This window comes from Myxococcus sp. MxC21-1, from assembly GCF_032612255.1.
Classification (GTDB): Bacteria; Myxococcota; Myxococcia; order Myxococcales; family Myxococcaceae; genus Myxococcus; species Myxococcus virescens.
The window spans coordinates 4,722,717-4,743,593 of record NZ_CP123278.1; the positions used below are offsets into that span (position 1 = coordinate 4,722,717).

At 70.8% G+C, this 20,877-nt stretch carries 15 protein-coding genes and 5 pseudogenes; 10 read left to right on the forward strand and 10 right to left on the reverse strand.

Features of this window, described 5'->3' with window-relative positions; translation table 11 throughout:
- Positions 1–6: 6 nt before the first annotated feature.
- From QEG98_RS21135 to QEG98_RS21150, 4 genes are read left to right on the forward strand one after another with little or no spacing between them, the layout of a single operon-like run.
- Positions 7–1,899: a sigma 54-interacting transcriptional regulator gene (locus tag QEG98_RS21135; protein ID WP_316562591.1), complete on the forward strand. Its 1,893-nt coding sequence runs from the start codon at positions 7–9 to the stop codon at positions 1,897–1,899.
- A 17-nt stretch (positions 1,900–1,916) separates the two neighbouring features.
- Positions 1,917–2,489 (forward strand): hypothetical protein, encoded by a 573-nt coding sequence (locus QEG98_RS21140; RefSeq protein ID WP_090490476.1) that lies wholly within the window; start codon positions 1,917–1,919, stop codon positions 2,487–2,489.
- Positions 2,490–2,494: 5 nt separating this feature from the next.
- The gene (locus tag QEG98_RS21145) at positions 2,495–3,250 is read left to right on the forward strand and encodes a hypothetical protein (protein WP_316562592.1); all 756 of its coding nucleotides are present in this window, start codon (positions 2,495–2,497) and stop codon (positions 3,248–3,250) included.
- On the forward strand, positions 3,166–4,089 hold the full coding sequence (locus QEG98_RS21150) for a hypothetical protein (protein WP_316562593.1): 924 nt from the start codon (positions 3,166–3,168) through the stop codon (positions 4,087–4,089). Before QEG98_RS21145 ends, QEG98_RS21150 begins: the two co-directional genes overlap by 85 nt.
- Before the next feature lies 1 nt (position 4,090).
- On the opposite strand, the gene QEG98_RS21155 is transcribed toward QEG98_RS21150, so the two are convergent.
- From QEG98_RS21155 to mutL, 5 genes and pseudogenes are all read right to left on the reverse strand, one after another.
- Positions 4,091–4,603 (reverse strand): hypothetical protein, encoded by a 513-nt coding sequence (locus tag QEG98_RS21155; RefSeq protein WP_186817793.1) that lies wholly within the window; start codon positions 4,601–4,603, stop codon positions 4,091–4,093.
- Positions 4,604–4,694: 91 nt separating this feature from the next.
- On the reverse strand, positions 4,695–5,681 hold the full coding sequence (locus tag QEG98_RS21160; protein WP_316562594.1) for a hypothetical protein: 987 nt from the start codon (positions 5,679–5,681) through the stop codon (positions 4,695–4,697).
- Between the two features lie 117 nt (positions 5,682–5,798).
- Complete coding sequence (locus tag QEG98_RS21165) at positions 5,799–6,440, reverse strand: hypothetical protein (RefSeq protein WP_316562595.1); 642 nt, start codon at positions 6,438–6,440, stop codon at positions 5,799–5,801.
- Between the two features lie 98 nt (positions 6,441–6,538).
- Positions 6,539–6,694: a hypothetical protein gene (locus QEG98_RS21170; RefSeq protein WP_163884409.1), complete on the reverse strand. Its 156-nt coding sequence runs from the start codon at positions 6,692–6,694 to the stop codon at positions 6,539–6,541.
- Positions 6,695–6,789: 95 nt separating this feature from the next.
- Positions 6,790–8,646, reverse strand: a pseudogene (gene mutL / locus QEG98_RS21175) (DNA mismatch repair endonuclease MutL).
- A 102-nt stretch (positions 8,647–8,748) separates the two neighbouring features.
- On the opposite strand from mutL, the pseudogene QEG98_RS21180 reads away from it, so the two are divergent.
- From QEG98_RS21180 to QEG98_RS21190, 3 genes and pseudogenes are all read left to right on the forward strand, one after another.
- Positions 8,749–9,709 (forward strand): annotated as a pseudogene (locus QEG98_RS21180) (SDR family oxidoreductase).
- A gap of 397 nt (positions 9,710–10,106) precedes the next feature.
- The gene (locus QEG98_RS21185; RefSeq protein ID WP_316562596.1) at positions 10,107–10,967 is read left to right on the forward strand and encodes a hypothetical protein; all 861 of its coding nucleotides are present in this window, start codon (positions 10,107–10,109) and stop codon (positions 10,965–10,967) included.
- Positions 10,968–10,972: 5 nt separating this feature from the next.
- Positions 10,973–11,422 (forward strand): annotated as a pseudogene (locus QEG98_RS21190) (1-acyl-sn-glycerol-3-phosphate acyltransferase); the annotation flags it as partial.
- A 368-nt stretch (positions 11,423–11,790) separates the two neighbouring features.
- On the opposite strand, the gene QEG98_RS21195 reads toward QEG98_RS21190, so the two are convergent.
- Genes QEG98_RS21195 through QEG98_RS21205 form a run of 3 tightly spaced genes read right to left on the reverse strand, consistent with a single transcriptional unit; the run spans position 11,791 to position 15,345 of the window.
- Positions 11,791–12,666 carry a GGDEF domain-containing protein gene (locus tag QEG98_RS21195; protein WP_090490875.1) on the reverse strand — a complete coding sequence of 292 codons (876 nt, stop codon included), beginning with the start codon at positions 12,664–12,666 and terminating at the stop codon, positions 11,791–11,793.
- Between the two features lie 37 nt (positions 12,667–12,703).
- On the reverse strand, positions 12,704–14,290 hold the full coding sequence (locus QEG98_RS21200) for a hypothetical protein (RefSeq protein WP_316562597.1): 1,587 nt from the start codon (positions 14,288–14,290) through the stop codon (positions 12,704–12,706).
- On the reverse strand, positions 14,224–15,345 hold the full coding sequence (locus tag QEG98_RS21205) for a carboxypeptidase-like regulatory domain-containing protein (protein WP_316562598.1): 1,122 nt from the start codon (positions 15,343–15,345) through the stop codon (positions 14,224–14,226). The genes QEG98_RS21200 and QEG98_RS21205 overlap by 67 nt, the downstream gene beginning before the upstream one ends.
- A 200-nt stretch (positions 15,346–15,545) precedes the next feature.
- Here QEG98_RS21205 and QEG98_RS21210 point away from each other — a divergent pair.
- Both QEG98_RS21210 and QEG98_RS21215 read left to right on the forward strand, forming a co-directional pair.
- A pseudogene (locus tag QEG98_RS21210) lies at positions 15,546–15,755 on the forward strand (DUF721 domain-containing protein); the annotation flags it as partial.
- A 91-nt stretch (positions 15,756–15,846) separates the two neighbouring features.
- Positions 15,847–17,357: pseudogene (locus QEG98_RS21215) on the forward strand (CAP domain-containing protein).
- Positions 17,358–17,433: 76 nt separating this feature from the next.
- Here the strand turns inward: QEG98_RS21215 and QEG98_RS21220 are convergent.
- Positions 17,434–17,667, reverse strand: coding sequence for a hypothetical protein (locus tag QEG98_RS21220; RefSeq protein WP_002636478.1), 234 nt, complete (start codon positions 17,665–17,667; stop codon positions 17,434–17,436).
- A gap of 359 nt (positions 17,668–18,026) precedes the next feature.
- On the opposite strand from QEG98_RS21220, the gene QEG98_RS21225 reads away from it, so the two are divergent.
- Positions 18,027–20,162 carry a transglycosylase SLT domain-containing protein gene (locus QEG98_RS21225; RefSeq protein ID WP_316562599.1) on the forward strand — a complete coding sequence of 712 codons (2,136 nt, stop codon included), beginning with the start codon at positions 18,027–18,029 and terminating at the stop codon, positions 20,160–20,162.
- A 51-nt stretch (positions 20,163–20,213) separates the two neighbouring features.
- Here QEG98_RS21225 and QEG98_RS21230 read toward each other — a convergent pair whose 3' ends face one another.
- Positions 20,214–20,876 (reverse strand): glutathione S-transferase family protein, encoded by a 663-nt coding sequence (locus QEG98_RS21230; RefSeq protein ID WP_316562600.1) that lies wholly within the window; start codon positions 20,874–20,876, stop codon positions 20,214–20,216.
- Position 20,877: the final 1 nt, after the last annotated feature.

Here is a 20,877-nt window from a genome sequence, read left to right on the forward strand (position 1 = left end):
GAAGCCATGGCCAGCCTCACCGTCCGCACCCCCGATGGCAAGGTCCGCGCAGTCTCCCTGCACAAGCGCCTCACCAGCATTGGCCGGGGCCCGGACAACGACATCCCGCTGGAGGACACCGCCGTGCCCGCCAGCGCCCTGCACGTCACCTTCGACGGCACGCGCTACGAGGTGGGCAGCCTGGGCGCCACCTTCCACGTCAACGGCAAGAAGCGCGACGCCCATGCGCTCTCCACCGGCGACGTGGTCCGCGTGGGCCACACCGAGCTGATCTTCGCCCGGGACGACGCGCCCCGTGCACCGCCGCTCCCCGCGTCCCCTCCGCGCGAGCTGATTCACACGTCCAACCCCGACTCGCACACCTCGGAGCTGCCCGGCGTCCCCGGCCGCGAGCTGCTGCTGCTGCGCCGGCTCACTGCGTTCAGCGAGCGGCTGCTGGGGCTCTACGACTTGGAGCGCCTCCTGGAGGGCCTGATGGACGAGGCCATCGAGGTGACGCGCGCCGACAAGGGCTTCCTCATCCTGATGGAGAACGGGGACCCGCGCGTGAAGGTGGCGCGCAACGTGTCCCGGGAGAACATCGAGGACGCGGTGGAGAAGGACAAGATCTCCGACTCCATCATCGCCAAGGTGGTGAAGGAGCAGAAGGCGCTCATCGTCGCGGACGCGCTGGACTCGCCGGAGTTCAACAAGAGCGAGTCGGTGGTGAACCTGCGCGTCCACTCCGTCATGTGCGTGCCGCTGATGCAGAAGGGCGACCTCTTCGGTGTCCTCTACGTGGGCAATGACCGGCTGGTGAACCGGTTCGAGCCCAAGAGCGCGGACATGCTCACCATCTTCGCGGCACAGGCGTCGCTCATCCTCCAGAACGCGATGCTGGTGAGCGACCTCAAGCTCGACAACACCGAGCTGCGCCGCAAGCTGGAGGACCAGCGCTATGGCGACATCGTCGGCGCGTGCCAGGGCATGCGGGACGTGTACAAGCGCATCGACAAGATCGCACCCACGGACATCTCCGTGCTCATCACCGGTGAGACGGGCACCGGCAAGGAGCTCATCGCGCGGGAAATCCACCGCCGCTCGCCGCGCGCGAAGGGCCCCTTCATCACCATCAACTGCGGCGCGATTCCGGAGAACCTGCTGGAGAGCGAGCTGTTCGGCCACGTGAAGGGCGCCTTCACCGGCGCGGTGGCCACCAAGGCTGGCAAGTTCCAGGCGGCCATTGGCGGCACGCTCTTCCTGGACGAAATCGGGGAGATGCCGCTCCAGCTCCAGGTGAAGCTCTTGCGCGCGCTCCAGGAGAAGGTCGTCTACAAGGTCGGCGACAACCGCGGCGAGCCGGTGGACATCCGCGTGGTGGCGGCCACCAACAAGGTGCTCGAGGACGAGGTGAAGAAGAACACCTTCCGCGAGGACCTCTACTACCGCCTCAACGTCGTCACGCTGAAGCTGCCGCCCCTGCGCGAGCGCGGCGAGGACGTGGTGGTGCTGGGCCGCTTCTTCCTCCAGAAGTACGCCCGCGAGTTCAGCTCCAAGGCCCGCGGCTTCACCCCCTCCGCCACCGTGTCCATGCGCAAGTACGGCTGGCCGGGCAACATCCGCGAGCTGGAGAACCGGCTCAAGAAGGCGGTGGTGCTCGCGGACAAGCCGCTCCTGGGGCCGGATGACCTGGACCTGAAGCCGGAGAACCTGGAGCCCATCATGCCGCTGCTCCAGGCCAAGGAAGAGTTCCAGAAGCGTTACATCAACGAGGTGCTCGCCCGGAACAACGGGAACCGCACCAAGACGGCCAAGGACCTGGGAGTGGACCCGCGCACCATCTTCCGGCATCTGGAGAAGCTGGAAGCGGAGAAGTCAGGGCGGCCCCTGCCGCCCGAGGAGGGTGACGAGCTGCTCTAGGGGAGCAGCCCGTCCGGATGATGGAAGCGACGACGCGGCGATACTCCTGGAGACGAGAACTGTGGCTGCTGATGGCCGCGGGCTGCGCCGCGTCCGGCTGCCTCATCCCCCAGGACGACACGCTGCTGGACGCCGTGCCGGATTTCATGAACCGGCCGCCGCGCATCATCGACAGCCTGGTGGCCCCCCAGCAGCGCTTCATCTCGGACTTCGGCGCGGACGGCTGCGACCTCGCCTTCGAGGTGGCCGTCGAGGACCCCGACGTGGACGACCGCATCGTCGTGCACTGGTACGTGGACTACAACCCGCAGGACCCGCGCGGCCCCTACCGCCAGTATGAGTTGGCCAGCACCCGCGAACCCCGGCGCTCGGACCGGGGCACGCTGCTCATCAGCCTCGCGTCCGCCAACAACCCGCTGAGCACGCCCGGGCCCCACCTGGTGGAGGCGCTGGTGACTGACGCGGAGCTGGTGGACCGTGTGGTGCGGCCCCGGCCGGTGCAGCTGCCGGACGGCACCACCATCAACAACCCGGGCTTCGTCGTCACCTATTCGTGGGTGGTCAACACCGTCCAGGGAGACTGCCGGTGAGGCGGGTGCGGCGACTCGCGTGGACGGTCCTGCTGTCGGGTCTGCCCAGCGCTGGCTGCGTGCTGCTGGAGGAAGCGCCCGACCCCAGCCAACTGGTGTGCCGCGAGGACAGCGACTGTGCCATCAACGAGGTGTGCTTCCCGGACGGCTGCGGCGACCCGGGCCGGGACATCGTGGTGGAGGTGACGCCCAACCCCCATGACGGCCTGCACGCGCAAGACTTCCAGGTCGACGCCATCCGGCCGGAGCTGAACCTGGCGCTGTTCGGGCCCGCCACTGTCCAGGGCAGCACCGTGCGCGCCACGAGCCCCGTCGGCAGCGCCCCGCGTCCCTACAACGAGCCGCTCCACCTCACCGCCCGCGGGGAGAGCGCGCTGCTGCCGGGGGTGGCGCGCCTCTTCACCGCCGACCTGGTCCCTCTCAACGGCGCCTGGGTGCTGCCCGTGGGGACCGGGACGTACACGGTGACGTTGGAGCCGGAGGACCTGGGGCTGCCACCGGTGCGCGGCGAAGCCACCGTGTCGCCCGGCGGCGCCGTGCCCCTTCAAATGGTGCTGCCCTCCCCCAACCAGGTGGCCCGGCTGGAGGGCCGGGTGGTGCGCCAGGGCGCGCAGCTCGTGGACGCCGCGCTGCAGGTCCAGGCGCTGGACGCGGACCTGACCCCCTGTCCCAGCGCGTGCCGGTGGAACGCGGCTCGGGCGCCTTCTCCCTGGCCCTGCCGCTGGAGGCCTCGCAGCGCACCAGCCTCCTGGTGCGCGTGACGGCGACAGGCGACGTGTGGGTGCCGCAGAAGACGTTCACCGTGGATCCCCGCGAGCCGCTCATCGCGCCGCTGGAGCTGGGTGACTATGGCGAGCCGGTCCAGGTGTCCGGTCGCATCCTGGGACGGGATGGCCGGCCCGTGGTCCAGGCCTCCGTGTCCCTGCGCGGACCCGTGGGAGGCGGCGGCACGTACCAGGGGCCCCTGAGCACCACCGACGCGGAGGGCCGCTTCACGGTGGAGACGCTCCCGTCGGGGCCGGGCGGCCACCTGTCGCTGGTGGTGGTGCCGCCGTCAGGCTCCACCGCGGGCCTGACGGTGCAGTCGGTGGAGGTGCCTCGCACCGGCGCGGTGCTGCCGGACGTCGTGTGTCCGGACCGGCGCATCATCCGGGGGACGATTCTCCAGACGGACAACACCTCACCGGCGTTGGGCGTGAGGGTGCTGGCGGATCCGGTGGGACAGGTGCCCGGCTGGCCGCGTCCACCGGCGGGCAGTGAGTCCCTGGGCACCACCGACGACACGGGCGCCTTCCGCCTGGGGTTGGATCCAGGCATCTACCGTGTGGACTTCATCCCCACGGAGAACCTGCCCCGCGTCAGCCGCGTCATCACCGTGCTCCCCGGCGACGACGCCTCCGAGCAGGTGCTGGCCACCTTCCCCCTCCAGCGCGGCCGCACGGTGCGGGGCATGGTGACCGAGGCAGGGGCGCCCTCGCCCTATGCCTCCGTGCGCTTCTACCGGGTGGCGAACCTGGGAGGGCGCCCGTCTCCGGTGCTGCTGTCGCAGACGGTGTCGGACCACCTGGGCCGCTACACCGCCCTGCTGCCGGTGCGCTGACTCAGGGCAGCCGGCCGGCGCCGGGGTTGCGGCCCGCGGTGTTCAAGGCGTCGTGCAGCGCATCCACCTCGCCGCCCACCTCTCCCGCGTACTGCACCGCGTGGATGGCGTAGAGGTCCTGCACGCGCATCAGGCGGCGGAACACCTCGCGCAGGGGGGCCCGCTCACGCGAGTCGAGCGCGCATTCGGACTCACGCACGCGGAGCTTCTGCAGCCACTCGGTGCGGAAGCGCATCCATTCCTGGTCGACGCTCTTGGCGGGAGACACGTTCACCAGCTTCTCGCGCCCGCTCTCCAACTCCGTCCACAAGGCGCGCGCGCCATCCAGGCACTCGCGGAACGTGAGCGCCACGGGGGCGGGAGGCAGCTTCTCCGGCGTCATGGCCAAGACAGAGCGGCCGACACTCCAGATGAGCCACAGCGAGAACAGCGTGGTGACGAGGATGTAAATCCCATACGCGGCACCACGAAAGCGGCGGTAGCGGGGATCTTTCCGGGGGTCGGGAGCGGACACGGGGCCCACGTCTTATGACCGTGGACCCCGTGTGGCAACGCTTCCGTGTGGCAACGTTTCCGGTGGGTGGGGTTCCGGACCCCACGGGCGGCTACTGGCCGGGCTGGCTGGTCGCCTGGGCCGGAGCCGCGGGCACCGCGTTCTCCGGGTTCATCAGGCGCTTCACCGCGGCGATGCGGCCCCGGAACTGCGACTGGTACGGGCTGTTGAGGTAGGCGCCAGCCGCGTCACGGGCGACTTCCAGCGCCTTATCGTACTGGCCGACCTCCTGGTAGGAGTGCGCCAGCATCAACATGGCGTAGTCGCGCGTCTTCGATTTGCGGTCCCCGTCCACGAAGCGGGCGAGCAGCGGCACCGCCTTCTCGTGGTTGCGGGTGTTGTTGTAGGCCGTGCCCAGGAAGAAGGACGCGTCCAGCGCCTGGTCCTGCGGCGGGTTCATGGCCAGGAACCGCTCCATGTTGGAGATGACGCTGGCCATCTCGTTCTTGCGGAAGGCGATCTTGCCCTGCTCGAACGCGGCGTCGCCCGTCTCCCGGCGCAGCACGGCGGCGCGGTCATTGAGGGCCTGGCGCTCCAGGTTGCTCAACCGCGACGTGTCCAGCTTCACCAGCGCGTCGATGCCCTTGAGGCGCTCGTCACCGGGCAGGCTGGTCATCATCTTGTAGACCTTGTTCGCCTCCTGCTGGACCGACTGGTGCGCCGCGGTGTCCGCGCGCTGCTTCTCCAGTTGGCCGGTGAGGTCGGCGACCGTCTTCTCCAGGCGCTCCTTCTCGTTGGCGGCGCTGGTGCTGCGCGCGCTGGTGATCATCAGCGCGGCGCCCACGCAGATGACCGCGAACAGCACGTAGGCCACCGCGGACGACAGCCACTGGCGCTTCTGGAAATCTTCGTGGCGTTTGCCAACCGCCTTCACCTCCGCATGGAGGTTCTTGAGCAGGTTGTCGCTCTTGATGACGAGGTTGCGTGCCTCGACAATCTCACGGCGCAGATCCGTGAGCTCCTTTTCCACATCCGTTTTCGGCTGGTCTGGCATGGACATCTTCCTAGGCCCGGAAATGAATTCGGCCGATTCACGCATCGTAAGGAGTTCTCCCGGTCATGCGTCGATAATTTCCGCAGCGGAACAGCGCTGCTTAGCCAATGCATTTCCCGAAGAAGGGCAACAGCGCCCGGCTCGCCTGCTTCCCCTGCGGACTTACAGGCTCCCCGGGAGCGGCCGTGATGGCTCTGCTGGAAAGCTGTACGTCACGCCCAGCGAGAGCCAGCTCCCGCCCAGGCTGAACGAACCGACGCGCGCCGTGGACGGCCCCACCGGACCTCGGAGGAACGCGAGCCGGTAGTCGGCAGTGATGCCCCAACGCGGCGTCAGGCGCAACGTGGCGCCCACGTTGCCCATCCACGTCTGGGTGGTGGTTTCCTGGAGCTCCTCCCCCTTGCGCTCCGACGAGGCGAGCGTGGGCCCCATCAGCAAGCCCGCGAAGGGCACGAGCCCATGGGGGCCCAGCTGCGGAATCACCGTCTGGAAGCGCAGGCCGATGAGCGCCCCGTAGCCCAGCACGTCCACCTGCCGGGCCTGCGGCGGCCCGCCGTCGACGCCCGGCTCGTTGAGGTACAGGCGACTCTGCGTGCCGAACAGGTCGATGCCCACCTCCAGCAGGTCGGAGATGGCGTAGGCGAAGGACGCCACCACCGTGGGCCCGCCCGCCACTTCCCGGGCACGCGGCAGCCCCTGGTTGGCGGAGCGCGAGTACCAGCCGTCGTAGAGCGTCTTGTTGGGGGTGATGCGCCAGCCGCCCTGGATGGTGATGCGGCCCACCCCATCCAGCGAGGTGGACACATCCTCATCACCGTATCCGTCATCCTGAGCGGCGGCGGGAGCGGAAAGCAGCAGTGCGAGCGGAAGAAGGCGACGGAGCATCAATGGCGGCTTTGGCGTCAGGGGCGCTTGGGGCTCAGCGCGATTTCCAGGAAGGTGGTCCGCCGGCGGCGAAGTGATGCGACGAAGCAGCGCACCACGCATCCGGCGCCGAACTCGCGCAGCACCACGCCGAGATTCGCCACCACGTCCCGCAGGGTGATCACACCGTGCATGTGCCCGCTCCTGTGCGCTGCGGAGGTTGGCCTGGGTGCTACAAGGGTGTGGCGCACGGTAACAGGGGGTCCCCCCCCGTCAATTTTCGGGGCACTCAGCGGGCGCGCCGCTCCAGCTCCAGCAAGGGCATCTCCAGCACCACCACCGTGCCGTGGCTGCACGTGGGGTGGAAGTCGGCCCGGTCCAACTCCCCGAGCAGCGCGCGGAACTGCGCGTCGGAGAGCGGCACGGCGCCGGCCTGCTTCGCGGCGTGGCACGCCATCACCCGCACCGCCTCCGCCAGCGACACCGTGTCCAGCGTCGCGCTCTTCGGCGGAAGCGCCCGCGCCAGGGCCTCCAGCAGCGAACGCGCGTCCGCCCCTTCCAGCCCCGGCGGCACCGTCTTCAACGCCACCGTGGTGCCGCCGAACGGCTCCACGTCGAAGCCCAGGCGGGACAGGGCTTCCTGCCCTCCACCAGGGCCTTGGCCGCCGCGACGGGCAACTCCAGCGTGGTGCCGAAGAGCGTGGGGGCCGGAGGCGGCTTGCCGGACTCCAACGCGCGCAGGTAGCCCGTCAGGCGCGCGCGCTCCAGCGCCGCGTGCGGATCCATTACCACCAGCGTGCCACCCGGTCCCTCGCAGACATGGAAGCGGCCCCCCAGCATGCCCAGGGCCGCAGCGCGCCGAAGTAGCCCGGCGGCGGTGCCTCGTTGAGCTGGGGTTGCGCCTGACCGAAGGCGGGGGCCTGCCCCACCGCGGCGGCGAAGGGCAGCGCGCCCGGCCGAGCCCCTGCCCCAGCGGCCCCAGGGACGGCGCCCCTGGACCGGGGCCCGGCGCGTCCATGGCGGTGGGCAGCGGGCCGCCCCACGCGGCTTCCTGGGCGCGGGTGAGGAAGCGCTCCACGGCGTGCGCGTAGTGCGCGGCGTCCATGGGCTGGCCGGCCTGGGGCGCGGCGCCCTCCACGCCCGAGCCCAGCCACGGCGCGGCGCGCAGCATGCGGCTGAGCGCGGCCGTCACCGCCTCCTGGACACCCCGGGCGTCGGCGAAGCGGACCTCCTGCTTCTGCGGGTGCACGTTGACGTCCACCGCGCGCGGGTCCACGTCGATGTGCAGCACCACCACGGGCTGGCGCCCGGCGGCGAGGAAGTCCTGGTACGCGCGCTGGATGGTGCCAATGAGGCCGCGGTCCCGGATGTAGCGGCGGTTGACGAAGGTGTAGAGGCCGCGCGCGTTGTTGAAGGTGAACTCGGGCGAGGCGGCATACCCCGTGACGGCCACGCCCAGCCGGCGCTCCTCCACGGGGAACAGGTGCGGATGCGACGTGGAGCCCAGCGCCGCGGCGATCCGCTCGCGCGGGTCATCCGGGCAGGCCGCGCTGGAGAAGAGCGCGCCGCCCTCGTGCGAGGCGAAGAAGCCCACCTCCGGGTACGCCAGGGCCAGGCGCACCACGGCCTCCTCCGCGTGCTTCAGCTCCGTGTCGCCCCGGCGCAGGAACTTGCGGCGCGCGGGCACGTTGAAGAACAGGTCCTCCACGGTGATGACCGTGCCCGTCCGCGGCGGCGCGTCCTCCACCAGCGGTGGCCCACCGCCCTCCACTGACACCCGCGTGCCCACCTCGGAGTTCGCGGCCGCGGAGTGAAGTGTGAACCGGGAAACGGATGCGATGGCGGGAATGGCCTCGCCCCGGAACCCCATGGAGTCGATGTGGAACAGGTCGTCCAGCTCGCGCAGCTTGCTGGTGGCGTGGCGCTCCAGGCAGGCCACGGCGTCCGTGCGCCCCATGCCGTGCCCATCATCCGACACGATGATGCGGTCCACGCCTCCGCCGTCCAGCTCGACGCGGATCGTGCCGGCACCGGCGTCGATGGCGTTTTCCACCAGCTCCTTCACGACGGAGGCGGGGCGCTCCACGACTTCGCCGGCGGCAATCTTGTTGATGAGGACGTCGCTGAGACGGGCAATCCGGGACATGGCGGCCGGACACCCTCCGCCACCCAGGCGACGTTGTCCAGCAACACAACATGGGTGGCGGCTGACAATCCCAGGCGGCTGGGCTAACACGCGACACCGCGTATGGACGTGTCACGACCAGGCAAGGGACGGCTGCGCATCGCGGTCACGGGCGCGAGCGGCGACTATGGGCGGCTCCTGCTGGCTCGGCTGGACCAGGATCCCGACGTGGAGAGCATCCTCGTGCTCGACGTCGTCCGGCCGGAGGGCGACAAGGTGGAGTTCCACCGCGTGGACCTCACCCGGTACGATGCCGAGAGCGAGCTCACCGACGCGCTCACCGAGCGCCCCGTGGACGCGCTCTATCACCTGGCGTTCCTGTTCGGTCCCATCCGCAACGGCTCCCTGGCGCACGAGCTGGAAGTCATCGGCACGATGAACGTGCTGACGGCGGCGGGCCGCTCGCGGCTGCCCCGGCTGGTGGTGCCCTCCCTGACGGCCGTCTACGGCGCGCGCGGGAACAACCCCGCGATGCTGCGCGAGGACTCGGCGCTCCAGGGTTGCCCGCACAGTCGCTTCGTCACCGACAAGGTGGAGGTGGAAGGCCGGTTCGCGCCTTCCGGGAGCGGCATCCGGACATGCGCGTGCTGGTGCTGCGCTTCGCGCCGGTACTCGGGCCCTCGGTGGACAACCCGGCCACGCGCTTCTTGAAGAATCCCGTGGTGCCCACGCTGATGGGCTTCGATCCGCTCTGGCAGGGGCTCCACGAAGACGACGCCGCGCGTGCCTTGCACTGGCCCTGCGCGCGGACGCGTCCGGCGAGTTCAACATCGTGGGCCGTGGGGTGATGCCGATCTCCGGCCTCATTCAGCAGGCGGGCGCGCGGCCGCTCCCCCTGCCAGGGCCCTTGTTCCGGGCCGGTCTGCATACGTTGGACGCCGTGGGCGCGGGCACGTTGCCCGTGGCCCTGCTCGACTACATCCATTACTCATGGGTCGCGGATGGCGAGCGCGCCGAGTCCGCACTCGGTTTCATCCCCCTCCACCATGTCAAAGACGCCGCTGCGGCGCTGAAGAGGAGCTAGTCATGGCCAAGGGTGTCCTTGGGAACGATCCCTTCAAGCGCGGCGCCGCGTCGCGCCCCACCGAGTCCTCCACGCCAGGTGGCGAGGAAAAGGCCGCCGCCGCGGAGACGAAGAAGAAGCCGGGGCCTGGCGGGACGGCGTCCGCGAAGGGCGGTGGCAAGGCGGCTGCCGCGAAGTCGCGCAAGCACGAGGGCAAGAAGACGTCCGGGAAGGCCAAGGGAGGCAAGGCGGCCGGAGGCATGAAGGGCGCCGTCACGGATGCCCGGCCTCCGGCGCAGGCATCGGGGACGCGTGCCCCCGCGCCTCAGGCCGAAAGGACCGAGGCAGCGGACGCCGCGACTCCGCAGGGCCTCGCACAGCCGACGCATGCCCCTGGGCCTCAAGCCCAGCGGCCCCCGTGCCTGGGGCAGCGGACGCCGCGCTGTCGCCGCGCGAACCCGCCCCGTCCCAGCAGGAGCGGATGCCGCAGGCCCCCCAGGCTTCTGCCCACGACGCGGACGACGCCGTGCTGCCCCTGCGCGAGCCCGCGGTGTCCACGCCGCTCACGCTGGATTCACAAGCCCCTGGCCCGGTGAACGATGCCGGTGCCCCGACGCCGAAGCAGCGCGACGTGGACCTTGCCTTGGCGGAAGCCCTGGCCGCCGACGTGGCCGAAGCCACCGCCACCGCCACGGTGGACGCGGCGCTGGGCGCGGAAGCCGGTCCCGACGCCGAGGTCGAGCGGCTCATGGCCACGGAGTTCGCGACCGAGCTGGCCGAAGCCGCGGTGGAGGAAGCACTGGAGCGGGGCGCTCCTGCCCCGTCTCCGGAACAAGAGCAGGAGCTCGCCGCCGCCGTGGCCGCGCAGGTCGCGGACAGCGCCGCACGGGCCGCCATCGACAAGGTGCGCGCCCTCCACGCCACACCGGATGCTCCGGCCGTCACCCGGTGGGAGCGGGAGACGCCGGTCCGCGTCATGGTGACGGAAGAAGCGGACACGTCCGCGGTGGAGCCGGAAGTAGAGCTTCCGGATGCCACACGCGACGAGCTCCTCCCAGCCGCAGGGGCCCGCTGTCGCTGGTGCCTCCGCCCGCCACGAACGCGGGTGAGTCGTCCTATCGGGAGTCCTTCTCTCCGGAGTCCGGACGGGGCGAGCCCGACGGCATCCGTCCCCTGGCGGAGCGCGCCGTGGCGGCCCTGTCCCTGGCGCGTGACATCGCCGGGCAGGCCCTGGCGAGCGAGAGTCTGGCCCGGGCAATGCTCGCGATGGGCGGCCTGAAAGACATGCTCCGCGCCGGCCTGGGCACTGGCGGTGGCGCGAACCTGGACGAGTACGGCAAGGACCCATCGCTCGTCGAGCGGCTGGAGCCCGTGCTCGAGTTCCTCTATTCGCAGTACTGGCGCGTATCCGTGCAGGGCGTGGACCACGTGCCGCCGGGCGCGGCCATCCTGGTGGCCAACCATTCGGGCGCCCTGCCCTACGACGGGCTCGTCATGTCCATGGCCCTCACGCGTGAGCGCCCGGACCTGCGCGAGCCCCGCTGGCTCGTGGAGGACCAGATCTTCCACGCACCGATGGTGGGCACCCTCTTCAACCGGCTCGGCGCCGTGCGGGCCTGCCCGGAGAACGCGCTGCGGCTCCTGGACGAGCATCGTCCGCTGGTCGTCTTCCCCGAAGGCTACCAGGCCCTCAGCAAGCCCTTCGGTGAGCGTTACCGGCTGAAGCGCTTCGGCCGCGGCGGCTTCGTGAAGCTGGCGCTGCGCACCGGCGCGCCCATCGTCCCGGTGGCCATCGTCGGCGCGGAGGAGACGTCGCCGCTGCTGGGCCGCATCCCCGCCTCCTTCCTGGGACTGCCCTACGTGCCCCTCACGCCGCTGGGCCCCTGCCCCTGCCGGCCAAGTGGAGCATCCGTTTCGGAGAACCCATTGGCGTCGAGGACCTCGCCCCCGAGGCGGCGGACGACCTGGGCGAGGTCCAGCACCTCACCGAGCGCACCCGTGAGGCCATCCAGAGCATGCTCCAGTCGCTGCTGCGCGAGCGCCGCTCCGTCTTCGCGGGCTGAAGCGGAAGCGCCTGGACAGGCACGGGGTGGGCTGGAGGCTCAGCCCACCACGCGGTTGCGGCCGGACGTCTTCGCATCGAAGAGCTTCTCGTCGGCGTCGCGCACCAGCTCCCCCGGCTCGCGGTGGTGCGGCTCCAGCACCGCGAGGCCCACGGACACCGTGACGGGAATCACCTGCCGGTCGAACTCGAAGCGCTGCTTCTCCACCAGTCGGCGCACCTTCTCCGCGAGCTGACGCGTGCCGGACAGCGACACCTCCGGCAGCAGGATGGCGAACTCCTCGCCGCCGTAACGCGCGAACACGTCCTCACGGCGGATCTTCGTGCGCACCGTGGATGCGAGCTGCTTGAGCACCGAGTCCCCCGCCAGGTGCCCGTACTTGTCGTTCACAGCCTTGAAGTGGTCGATGTCCAGCAGCACCAGCGACAGCATCCGCTCGTAGCGGCGGCTCCGCGAAATCTCCCGGTCCAGCTGCTCGTCGAAGTAGCGCCGGTTGTAGATCTGCGTGAGGCCGTCCATCGTGGTCAGCCGGTAGATTTCGTCGTGGTACGCGGCCTCGATGTTGCCGCCGGCGATGTACTTGAAGATGGTGCGGCCAATCTTCACGAGGTCGCCGTTGCGCAGCTCGCGCACCCCCTCCGCCAGCTCGTCGTTGACGAACGTGCCGTTGGTGGAGCCCAGGTCGCGGATGCGCACGCCCTCGCGCGAATTGGTGATGCTCGCGTGGTTGCGGCTGACCGACTCCTGGTCGATCTGGATGTCCGCCTTGGACGAACGCCCGATGAGCGTCTCCTCGGACGCGAGGTCGAACTTACGCCCCAGGTCCAAGCCGTAGATCACCACCAGCGCCGCGTCGAGGTTGACCGGCCGGTCGGAGATCTTCGAGATGACCGTGACGACCGTCTCCTTCTGCACCATGCCTCCCGGGACGACAACGCTACCACCCGGCAAATCAAGAAAGCGAGCCAGCGCACGAAAACCCAGATGGGTGTTCCCGTACTCGGACCTCAGGGAATGTCGACCTTCCGGGTCGCGCTGACGAGCGGACGCAGGGGGTCACCCTCCAGGTCCACCAGGGTGGCCACCAGCAACACGCCCAGCCCCGAGCACGTCGCCGGGAGCTGCAGCTCCACCTCGCCGCGTCCCGGTGCAATGGGGGCGGAGGCGAACAGCGCCTGGTCGTTGCAACCCGAGCCGCCCCGCATGCTGACGCGCACCGGCCTTCGCCGCCGGCCCCCGTGCCCAGCCGGAAGCCGGAGACGCTCACCCGCACCGCGCTGCCTCGGGCCAGCCGCTGCCCGTCCGCCTCCGGATGGCGCCACGACACCTCCGGCCGCCCCAGGCTCAGCGTGGCGACGGCATCCGTCAGGTCCGCGAGCCGCTCCGCGCCCAGGCCCTCCGGGGCCACCAGGCGGGACGGGCCCTGCCCCACGCGCCGGTCCAGGCCCCGCACGCGCAGCGCCTCCACCTGGAGCTTCGCCCGCGCGTCCTGCAGCAAGCCGTCGAAGGTTCGGTCCTCGAACCCTGGCGGCGGCTGGGGAACGACGACGCCGTCGTCCGCATCGTCCGGATCCATCAACACCGTCCAGCGGCGGCCGGCGCGGTTGGTGAACTCGGCGCGCACCACGCTGGCCCGCCCGTCCACCTGGGCCTGGAACTCGCGGCCGGCGAGCTCGCCGCGGGGGCTCCCGTCGAAGTTGTAGCGAACGGACTCCGGAAGGGAGAGGAAGCTCAGCCCCGCGTCCACGGGCTGCACGCCGTCCGGGTCGAACTCCGGCCTGGGCAGGTTCGCCATGAGCGTGCTGGTCGCCACCGTGCCGTCCTCGGCCTGATGACCTGACGTGGCGGACACCACCAGCCGGTACGGCAGGCCCTCCAGGCCCCGGTGCGTGGGCGCCATGCGCACGGGCACGAGCCCGGGCCTGCCCAGCCGCGCATCCGCGTCCGTGTTCGGATCGGCCGGCGCCACGTTGGCCGCGGCGCCCAGCCCCAGCGGAACCATGCCCCGGCCGGGGACCGCCACGGTGGCCAGCACGTAGGTGCGGTCCAGGTGGGCGCCCCGGTACTGAGGCAGCGGCGGCACGCGCACGGCGAAGGGGAACGACAGCCGCACGCCCGGCGTTTCCCGCTCGAAAGGCAGCGCCTGCGCGTACTCCGCCGCGCGGGTGTCCGGCTCGCCGGTGAGAATGCCGGGCGTGGGCGCCAGGGTGAAGCGGGCGTCACGTGACAGCACCGAGAAGAAGCGCGTCGAGCCGGGCAACAGCTGCCCCAGTTGCAGCAGCGGATCCGTTCCCGGCGCCAGGAGGTTGAGGGGGAGTTCCTTCAGGGGGAGCGCGCCCGTCAGCGCCCAGGCCGTCCGCGTCCCACAGGCGCCCGTGCGAATGGCCAGCTCCGCATCCAGCACACCCGGTAGCGAGCCGTCACACACACCCGCCACGCCCGGGGCCGCGACGTCTGGAGCCGTGCTGCCCGTCAACCACAGTGCGCTGCCCGACGGCAGCGACAGGCGGTCCTGGCCCGTGCCCAAGGGGAGCGCCACCTCGTGCTCCGGGCCCAGGAAGGACTCGGGAGCCGGTCGGAGGGGAGCCCCGGCACGGACAGCCCCATCAGCCCCACGCGCAGCGACACCGCCGTCGAGAAGGGCTCCGTCAACGTGGGGAATGGGCCCTTCACGCCACCGAAGCGGTCCAAGGGGTTGCGGCGCAGGGCCATCCGCACGTCGCGGAACTGGCTCGCGTCGTGGCGCGCCAGCGTCAGGTAGCCGTAGTCGGAGTGGAAGGCGGAGAGCGCCACCTCACCTTCCGCGGGCACCCAGACGGCTCCGTCGGCGTTCGTCACCATGGCCGCTCCCAGGCCGCCGTCATCGGCGGACACCGCGACGACGGCCAGCGGCACCGGGCGCCCGGTCAGCGCATCCACCACCAGCACGCGCACCCCACCCGGGGCCACTTCGGCGGGCAGCACGGTGACGCGCGCATGGCATGAAACGTTGCCCACTCGGACCGCCAGCGCCGGATGCTCCGAGGCGGGCTCGCCCAGCACGACAGAGGCCTGGTGGCCGTCCCCGCCGCCTCCGACCACGGAGGGAGACAACACCTCCCACGCCACGCCGTCACGCAACACCAACGGAGCGCCCGTCGATTCGCGCACCCACACGCGGAAGTCCACCGACATGCCCGGGGTGCCCACGACGACGTCCGGCGTCACCTCGCACGCGACCGCGCGGGTTTCGGACGGCGGCGAGCCACACGCGCCGTCTCGGCACACCGTGCCTGAGTCACAGTCCGTGTCGGCGGCACAGACAACGGGCACGCACCGGTTCATGTCGCATTGGCAGCCGGCGCCGCCTACCTCGTCACACGCGGCCAGTGCATGAGGGCCCCGCCGCGCCACGCCGCAATCCTCGCGCGTCAGGCAGGCGGGTTCGCAGCGCGAGGTGGCCGAGTCACAGAAGAAGAGCGAGGGGTCGGGGCAATCCTGATCGACGGAGCAGTAAGTCCCCTGTGGGAACGGACCCACGGGGCTGTCAGGCCCCATGTCCATGCCGCCGCAGCCGTTCAGGTACAGCAGGACACAGGCCGTGCAAGCCAGCACGAGGGGACGGGGGTGACTCATACGGATGCGGCTCCGGGGGGACCGTCCGCGACCTTACAGGCAGGACGCGCGCTGCGCGACGGTACGCGGCGCCGGCCGCCGCACTTCGCGCCCCATCATAGCCGGTCCGCCCGCCGTGCGCCCCTCCTCCGCACGGGATGGTTGGCTTTATGGGTCAACAGATCGATGATCGCCTCCTGATGGCTCGTAGTGAACCCAAGTCCCTGGAAAGTCTCCTTCCCCGCGTCCTGGCACGGCTGGCGGGAGAGTCGGGAAAGGGCCATGCGCTGGCCCCCGTGTGGGAGGCGGTGGTCGGTCCACACCTCGCGCGCCACACCACCCCCCAGGCCCTGCACGGAACCACCCTGGTGGTGGCGGTGACGGGCGCCCAGTGGGCCCAGTCGCTGGAGTCCGAAGCGGCCTCGCTCTGCGAGCAGCTCAACGCGCGGCTCGGCCCGGACACGGTGAAGTCCTCTCCTTCACGTTCCAGGTGGCGCGCCGATGATGGCCTTGTTGGCGCTCATCACCGTCATGGCTGCCGCACCGCCGGCGTCGGCCGGAATGGAACGCAGCGCCGCTCAGCACGTCAGCCGCGAATTCGAGCGCGTGGGACGGCGCGCCCCGGTGGAAGACCCGAAGCTGACCACCGCCGCGCGGCGGCTGGCACACGAGGCCCTCACCGAATACACCACCGGCGCGCCGGGCCTCTTCACCCTCACCTCCGCCGTGAGTGACGCGGGCGCGGCGGACCCCTCGCCGCGCGCGCTGGTCATCCGGGCGTGGGTGCCACGGCACGCCATCGAGACCTTCCTCGAGCGCGACGACTTCAACAGCGAGCGCGCCTCACACTTCGGCGTGGGAGTGTCCGTCCTCGGCAAGCGCGCGGCGCTCGTCCTGCTGCTGGTGGACCGCAAGGCGGAGCTCCAGGACTTCCCGCGCCTCATCGCCAAGGACGAGCACTCGGCCATGACGCTCTGCGGCGCCCTGGTCCCACCCCTGCGGCGGGCAGAGGTGTACGTCACCCAGCCGAACGGCGGGGTGAGCCTCATGCCCGTCCGGAACCGGGGGCGGGGGCGGCTTTGCAGCCGGCTCGCCTTCGCCACGCCGGGTACGTACACCGTGGAGGTGGTGGGACGCGCGGACGGCGGGCCGGAGGTGGCGGCGCTCTTCCTGGTGGACCAGGGTGAGCCCCGCAAGCACGCCGCCAGCGAGGACACCGCCGAGCCCACCACGCTGGAGGACGCCCGCCGGGCCGTCTACGAGCGCATCAACGCCCTCCGCCGCGCCCACGCGTTGCCCGAACTGTCCCCCGACGCCGTGCTGGAACAGGTGGCCCAGGACTACAGCGCGCGCATGTCGAAGGAGGGCTTCTTCGCCCACATCGCCCCGGACGGCTCCACGCTGACGAAGCGCCTGCCGGCGGGCGCACGCTACGTGCGCGCGGGAGAGAACCTGGGCCGGCACCGGGGCCGCTGGCGGCCCACTTCGGCATCGAGCACAGCCCTGGACACCGGCGCAACGTGCTGGACCCGGGCTTCCGCTTCATGGGCGTGGGCGTGGCGTTCCACACGGTGAACGGGCGCCAGGAGGCCGTCCTCACCGAGGTCTTCACCGTCGCCCCGCCCGCTTCGCCGGAGCTGGCGGACCCGCGGCAGGAGGCCTACGACGCCCTGAGCCGGCGGCGCGCGTCCCGCAAGCTCCCGCCCCTGACGCGCAACGCCGCGCTCGAGTCACTGGCACGCGCCCACGCCAAGCGCGCGCTGGAGCTGGACCAGCCCTCGGCCCAGCCGGGTGAAGCCCCGGTGCACGACCGCGTCTTCGAGCTGCTGCCCGACGCGGGAACGGCGTCCGTGGACTTCTTCGTGGTGTCGGACCCCACGGCGATTCCGGAGTCCCGCAGCATGGCCGACGCCACGAACAACCGCGTGGGCGTAGGCGTGGTGCGGGGAGACTCCCGCCGCTTCGGCACGAATCAATACTGGGTGGCCGTCATCTACGCGGCCGTCCCCTGACGTCCCGCACGGAGACGCCGTGCGTGGTGGTGCCCCCGGTGTGTGTGGCCAGGGGCGTCAACGCCATGAACCCCGTTCAGACAGGCCGGCGCTGCGTGGCGTAGGCCTCGAGCCCCATCTGCGGCGGCGCCACCTGCTGATACATCGGACACTTCATGCAGGTGAACGACTGCCAACCTCGCCGGACGGCTTCATCCAGGCAGTTGTCATACTGATGACAGTTGAGGTTGCGGTGGGTCTCGACGCCGGCTCGCTTGGGCCCGGCTTCGGGGTTGATGGTTTGTGGCAGATCGGCTGGACACGGCTTCATGAAGCCCTCCCTCTGAACTGTTTCCCCCCCGAGCGCTGTGAACGAGCAGTGCTACCTGACGACAACGACTGGACCCGCCATCCAACGACGGACCGGAGTGGCGCTGAGCGGCGGCGCAAGGTAGTGATTCACTCCGGGTGACGCAATGGGTCGGCAGTTCCTACCCAAGTGCACGTAATCGCCAGGACGCTTTCAGCGAATGACATCGGGTGCTGAACAGTCTGGACTGACCCGACGCCGCGCGGATCTAGGACTTGTCGCGCCCGCTGTCAAACCACCCTCCCTGCGGGGCAAGGGGAATGATCGGTGTGTGCGTCTCGTTGGCAGGCCGCAAAGCCGCGTCGTGAAAGGAAGACCACATGAGTTGGAGTGGGTGGGTTGCGGGGGTGGTTGCGGGGATGTCGCTGGGACAGTCCCCCACGGCGCTGGAGGCCGTCCGCCTCCACAAGCCGGATGCGGCCGCCCTGGCGCGCGCGGAGCTGACGGCCTGCGCCGCGAAGAAGTGCGACGACGTGGGGCGGCTGGCGCTGCTCGCGGGGACGCTCGCCCTCTCTGACGGACAGGCCGCCGAGGCAAGGGAGCTGCTGGCCGCCTGGCCCGCCCCTCCACTGCTGGCGCCGTACCACGCCTTCTACCTGGGCCAGGCCCGCTTCTACGCCGGGGACGCCGCGGGCGCGGCCGAGGACTTCGCGCGAGTGCTGGAATCCAAGGCACCCGCGGAACTCGCGGCCCGTGCCCGAGCGCGGCTGGGTGAGTCACTGCTCAAGGCAGGCAAGCCCCAGGACGCGGCCCAGGTGCTGGAGGCGGCCGCGAAGGCGTCGCCCACCGTGGAGCTGCTCTATCAGCGTGCCCTGGCGCGAGGCGGCTCCGGCAACCGCGCCGGACAGCGCGCCGACATGCTGACGGTGGCGCTGCGCTTCCCCACCCACCCCTACGGCGACGAGGCCATGGCGTGGCTGACGGAGGGCAGCACGCCCCCGGTGAAGCTGGGCTACACCGAGCGCACCACCCGCGCGGACCGCTTCCTGGACGCGGGCGCGACGCAGCGCGGGCTCGACGAGCTGGCGACGCTGGACAAGGTGAAGCTCGACAAGGCGCAGGCGGCCCGCGTGGCGCTGCTGCGCGCGAAGGCCTGGTTCGCGCTGGGGCGGACGGAGGATGCGGAGAAGGCGCTCGCGCTGGCGCGCAAGGGCCCCGCCGCCGTCGCCGCTCAGGCGGACCTGCTGGTGGCTCGGCGCGCGCTCAAGTCCGACGACAACGCCAAGGCCCGAACGCTGATGGCGGCCCTGGACAAGAAGTACCCCTCGCAGCCCGCGGGAGATGAAGGCGCCTTCTTCGCGGGCTGGTTGGATTTGCAGGCCGGGCGCTTCGCGGACGCGGTGCAGGCCTTCACGGCGTTCGAAACGCGTTATCCGCGCTCACGCCGGCGCGACGAGGGCATGTGGTTCCGCGCGCTGGCCCACCTGCGTCAGGAGGAGTACGCGAAGGCCCGCGCCGCGTTGGACGCGTTCCTGACCGCCTACCCCAAGAGCAACATGGGGCCGCAGGCGCGCTACTGGATGGCGCGCAGCCGCGAGCTGGACGGCGCGAAGGCAGACACGCTGGGCCCCGCGTACGAGGCCGTCATCACCTCGGCGCCCGCGTCCTTCTACGCGCTGATGGCCAACGAGCGGCTCAAAGCGCTGAGCCTGAAGACGCCCGCGCACTTCCCACAGCCTCCGCAGGTGCTGAAGCTGCCCCGCCCTCCCGAGTTGGAGCTGGCGGTGGAGCTGACCCGTGCGGGCTTGTTCCGTGACGCGGCGGTGGAGGTGGAAGCCCATGCGGCGCGGCTGCGCTCGGCGGACCAGGCCCTGCCCTTCGCGCACGCGCTGCTGGGACTGGGCGAGTACGGCCACGCCCACGCGGTGGCGGCGCGCCACCTGTGGGGACGGGCCTTCGGCGCGCGCGCTCCGGAGGCCCTGGCGCCCTTCTATCCTCGCGCCTTCGCCACCGCGGTGGAGGGCGCGGCGACGCAGCACCAGGTGGACCCCTACCTGGTGTGGGCCATCATGCGGCGGGAGAGCGCCTTCCGGCCGGAGGTGATGAGCTTCGCCGATGCGCGAGGGCTGATGCAGATCATCCCCAAGACGGCGAACGCCATCGCGGAGAAGCTGAAGGAGCCCGTCCCCGCGCCCGCGGACCTCTTCTCCCCCGAGCGGAACATCCGCTATGGCGCCTGGTATCTGTCCCGGCTGATGGAGCGCTTTGGACACCCGGTGCTCGCGGCGGCCGCGTACAACGCGGGCCCAGGCTCGGCGGCGAAGTGGGTCCAGGAGCGGAGCTCGCTGCCACTGGACCTCTTCGTGGAGACCATCCCCTTCAAGGAGACGCGCGGCTACGTGAAGCAGGTGGTGGCGGACCTGTTCCTCTACCACTCCTTCTACGGCGACGGCACGGGGGCGCTGAAGCTGCCGCTGCAGGTGCCCGCGCCGTCGAAGGAAGGGGTCAGCTTCTAGGCCCCGCTGGGGCGCCGGCCCGCGAGACGACGCGCGGGCGGGCGCCGAGCGTCAATCCCGGTCTGGCGCGCCCAGGGGAAAGAGCGGCCGGAATCGCCGCGCCTCATTCACCGCGCGGGCGAAGGACGGGCGCGCAAGCAGCCGCGAGCGGTAGGCGCGGAGCACGGGAAACGCATCGGAGATCCGGTGCGTCCAGTCCGCGTAGAACAGCGAGGGCGCGGCGGCGCAGTCCGCCAGCGTGAAGTCCTCGCCAGGGGCGGCCCAGGTCCTGCCGGCGAGCTGCCCTTCGAGCCAGGCGTAGGCGACCTCCAGCTTCTTCACGGCCAGGGCCAGGCCTTCCTGGCGCTTCACCGAATCCCCCGTCAGCGCGCCATCGACCGCGTGCTGCGCCGCGTTCATGACGTGCAGGTCGAAGAAGCGATCGAGAAAGCGCACGTCGAGCGCGGCCAACGGGTCCGCGGGCAACAGACGCACGGGCCCCGGATGTACGAGCTGCAGGTACTCGATGATGATGCTGGTCTCGGCGATGTCGCGCTCGCCATCCACCAGCAGCGGGAACTTGCGCAGCGGCCAGCGCCGCGACCACTCGGCCGAGTGCTGAGGTGTTTCCGGCCCGATACAGCGGAACTCGAAGGGCGTGCCGTTCTCGTACAACGCGATGAGGACCTTCTGCGTGTACGAAGAAAAGGGATGACCGTAGAGCACGAGTGACATC

Excerpts from the sequence above, each read along its gene's own strand:
- QEG98_RS21135 (WP_316562591.1), top strand. The coding sequence starts at position 7 with ATGGCCAGCCTCACCGTCCGCACCCCCGATGGCAAGGTCCGCGCAGTC.
- QEG98_RS21140 (WP_090490476.1), top strand. The coding sequence starts at position 1,917 with ATGATGGAAGCGACGACGCGGCGATACTCCTGGAGACGAGAACTGTGG.
- QEG98_RS21160 (WP_316562594.1), bottom strand. The coding sequence starts at position 5,681 with ATGCGTGAATCGGCCGAATTCATTTCCGGGCCTAGGAAGATGTCCATG.
- QEG98_RS21170 (WP_163884409.1), bottom strand. The coding sequence starts at position 6,694 with ATGCACGGTGTGATCACCCTGCGGGACGTGGTGGCGAATCTCGGCGTG.
- QEG98_RS21220 (WP_002636478.1), bottom strand. The coding sequence starts at position 17,667 with ATGAAGCCGTGTCCAGCCGATCTGCCACAAACCATCAACCCCGAAGCC.
- QEG98_RS21225 (WP_316562599.1), top strand. The coding sequence starts at position 18,027 with ATGAGTTGGAGTGGGTGGGTTGCGGGGGTGGTTGCGGGGATGTCGCTG.
- QEG98_RS21230 (WP_316562600.1), bottom strand. The coding sequence starts at position 20,876 with ATGTCACTCGTGCTCTACGGTCATCCCTTTTCTTCGTACACGCAGAAG.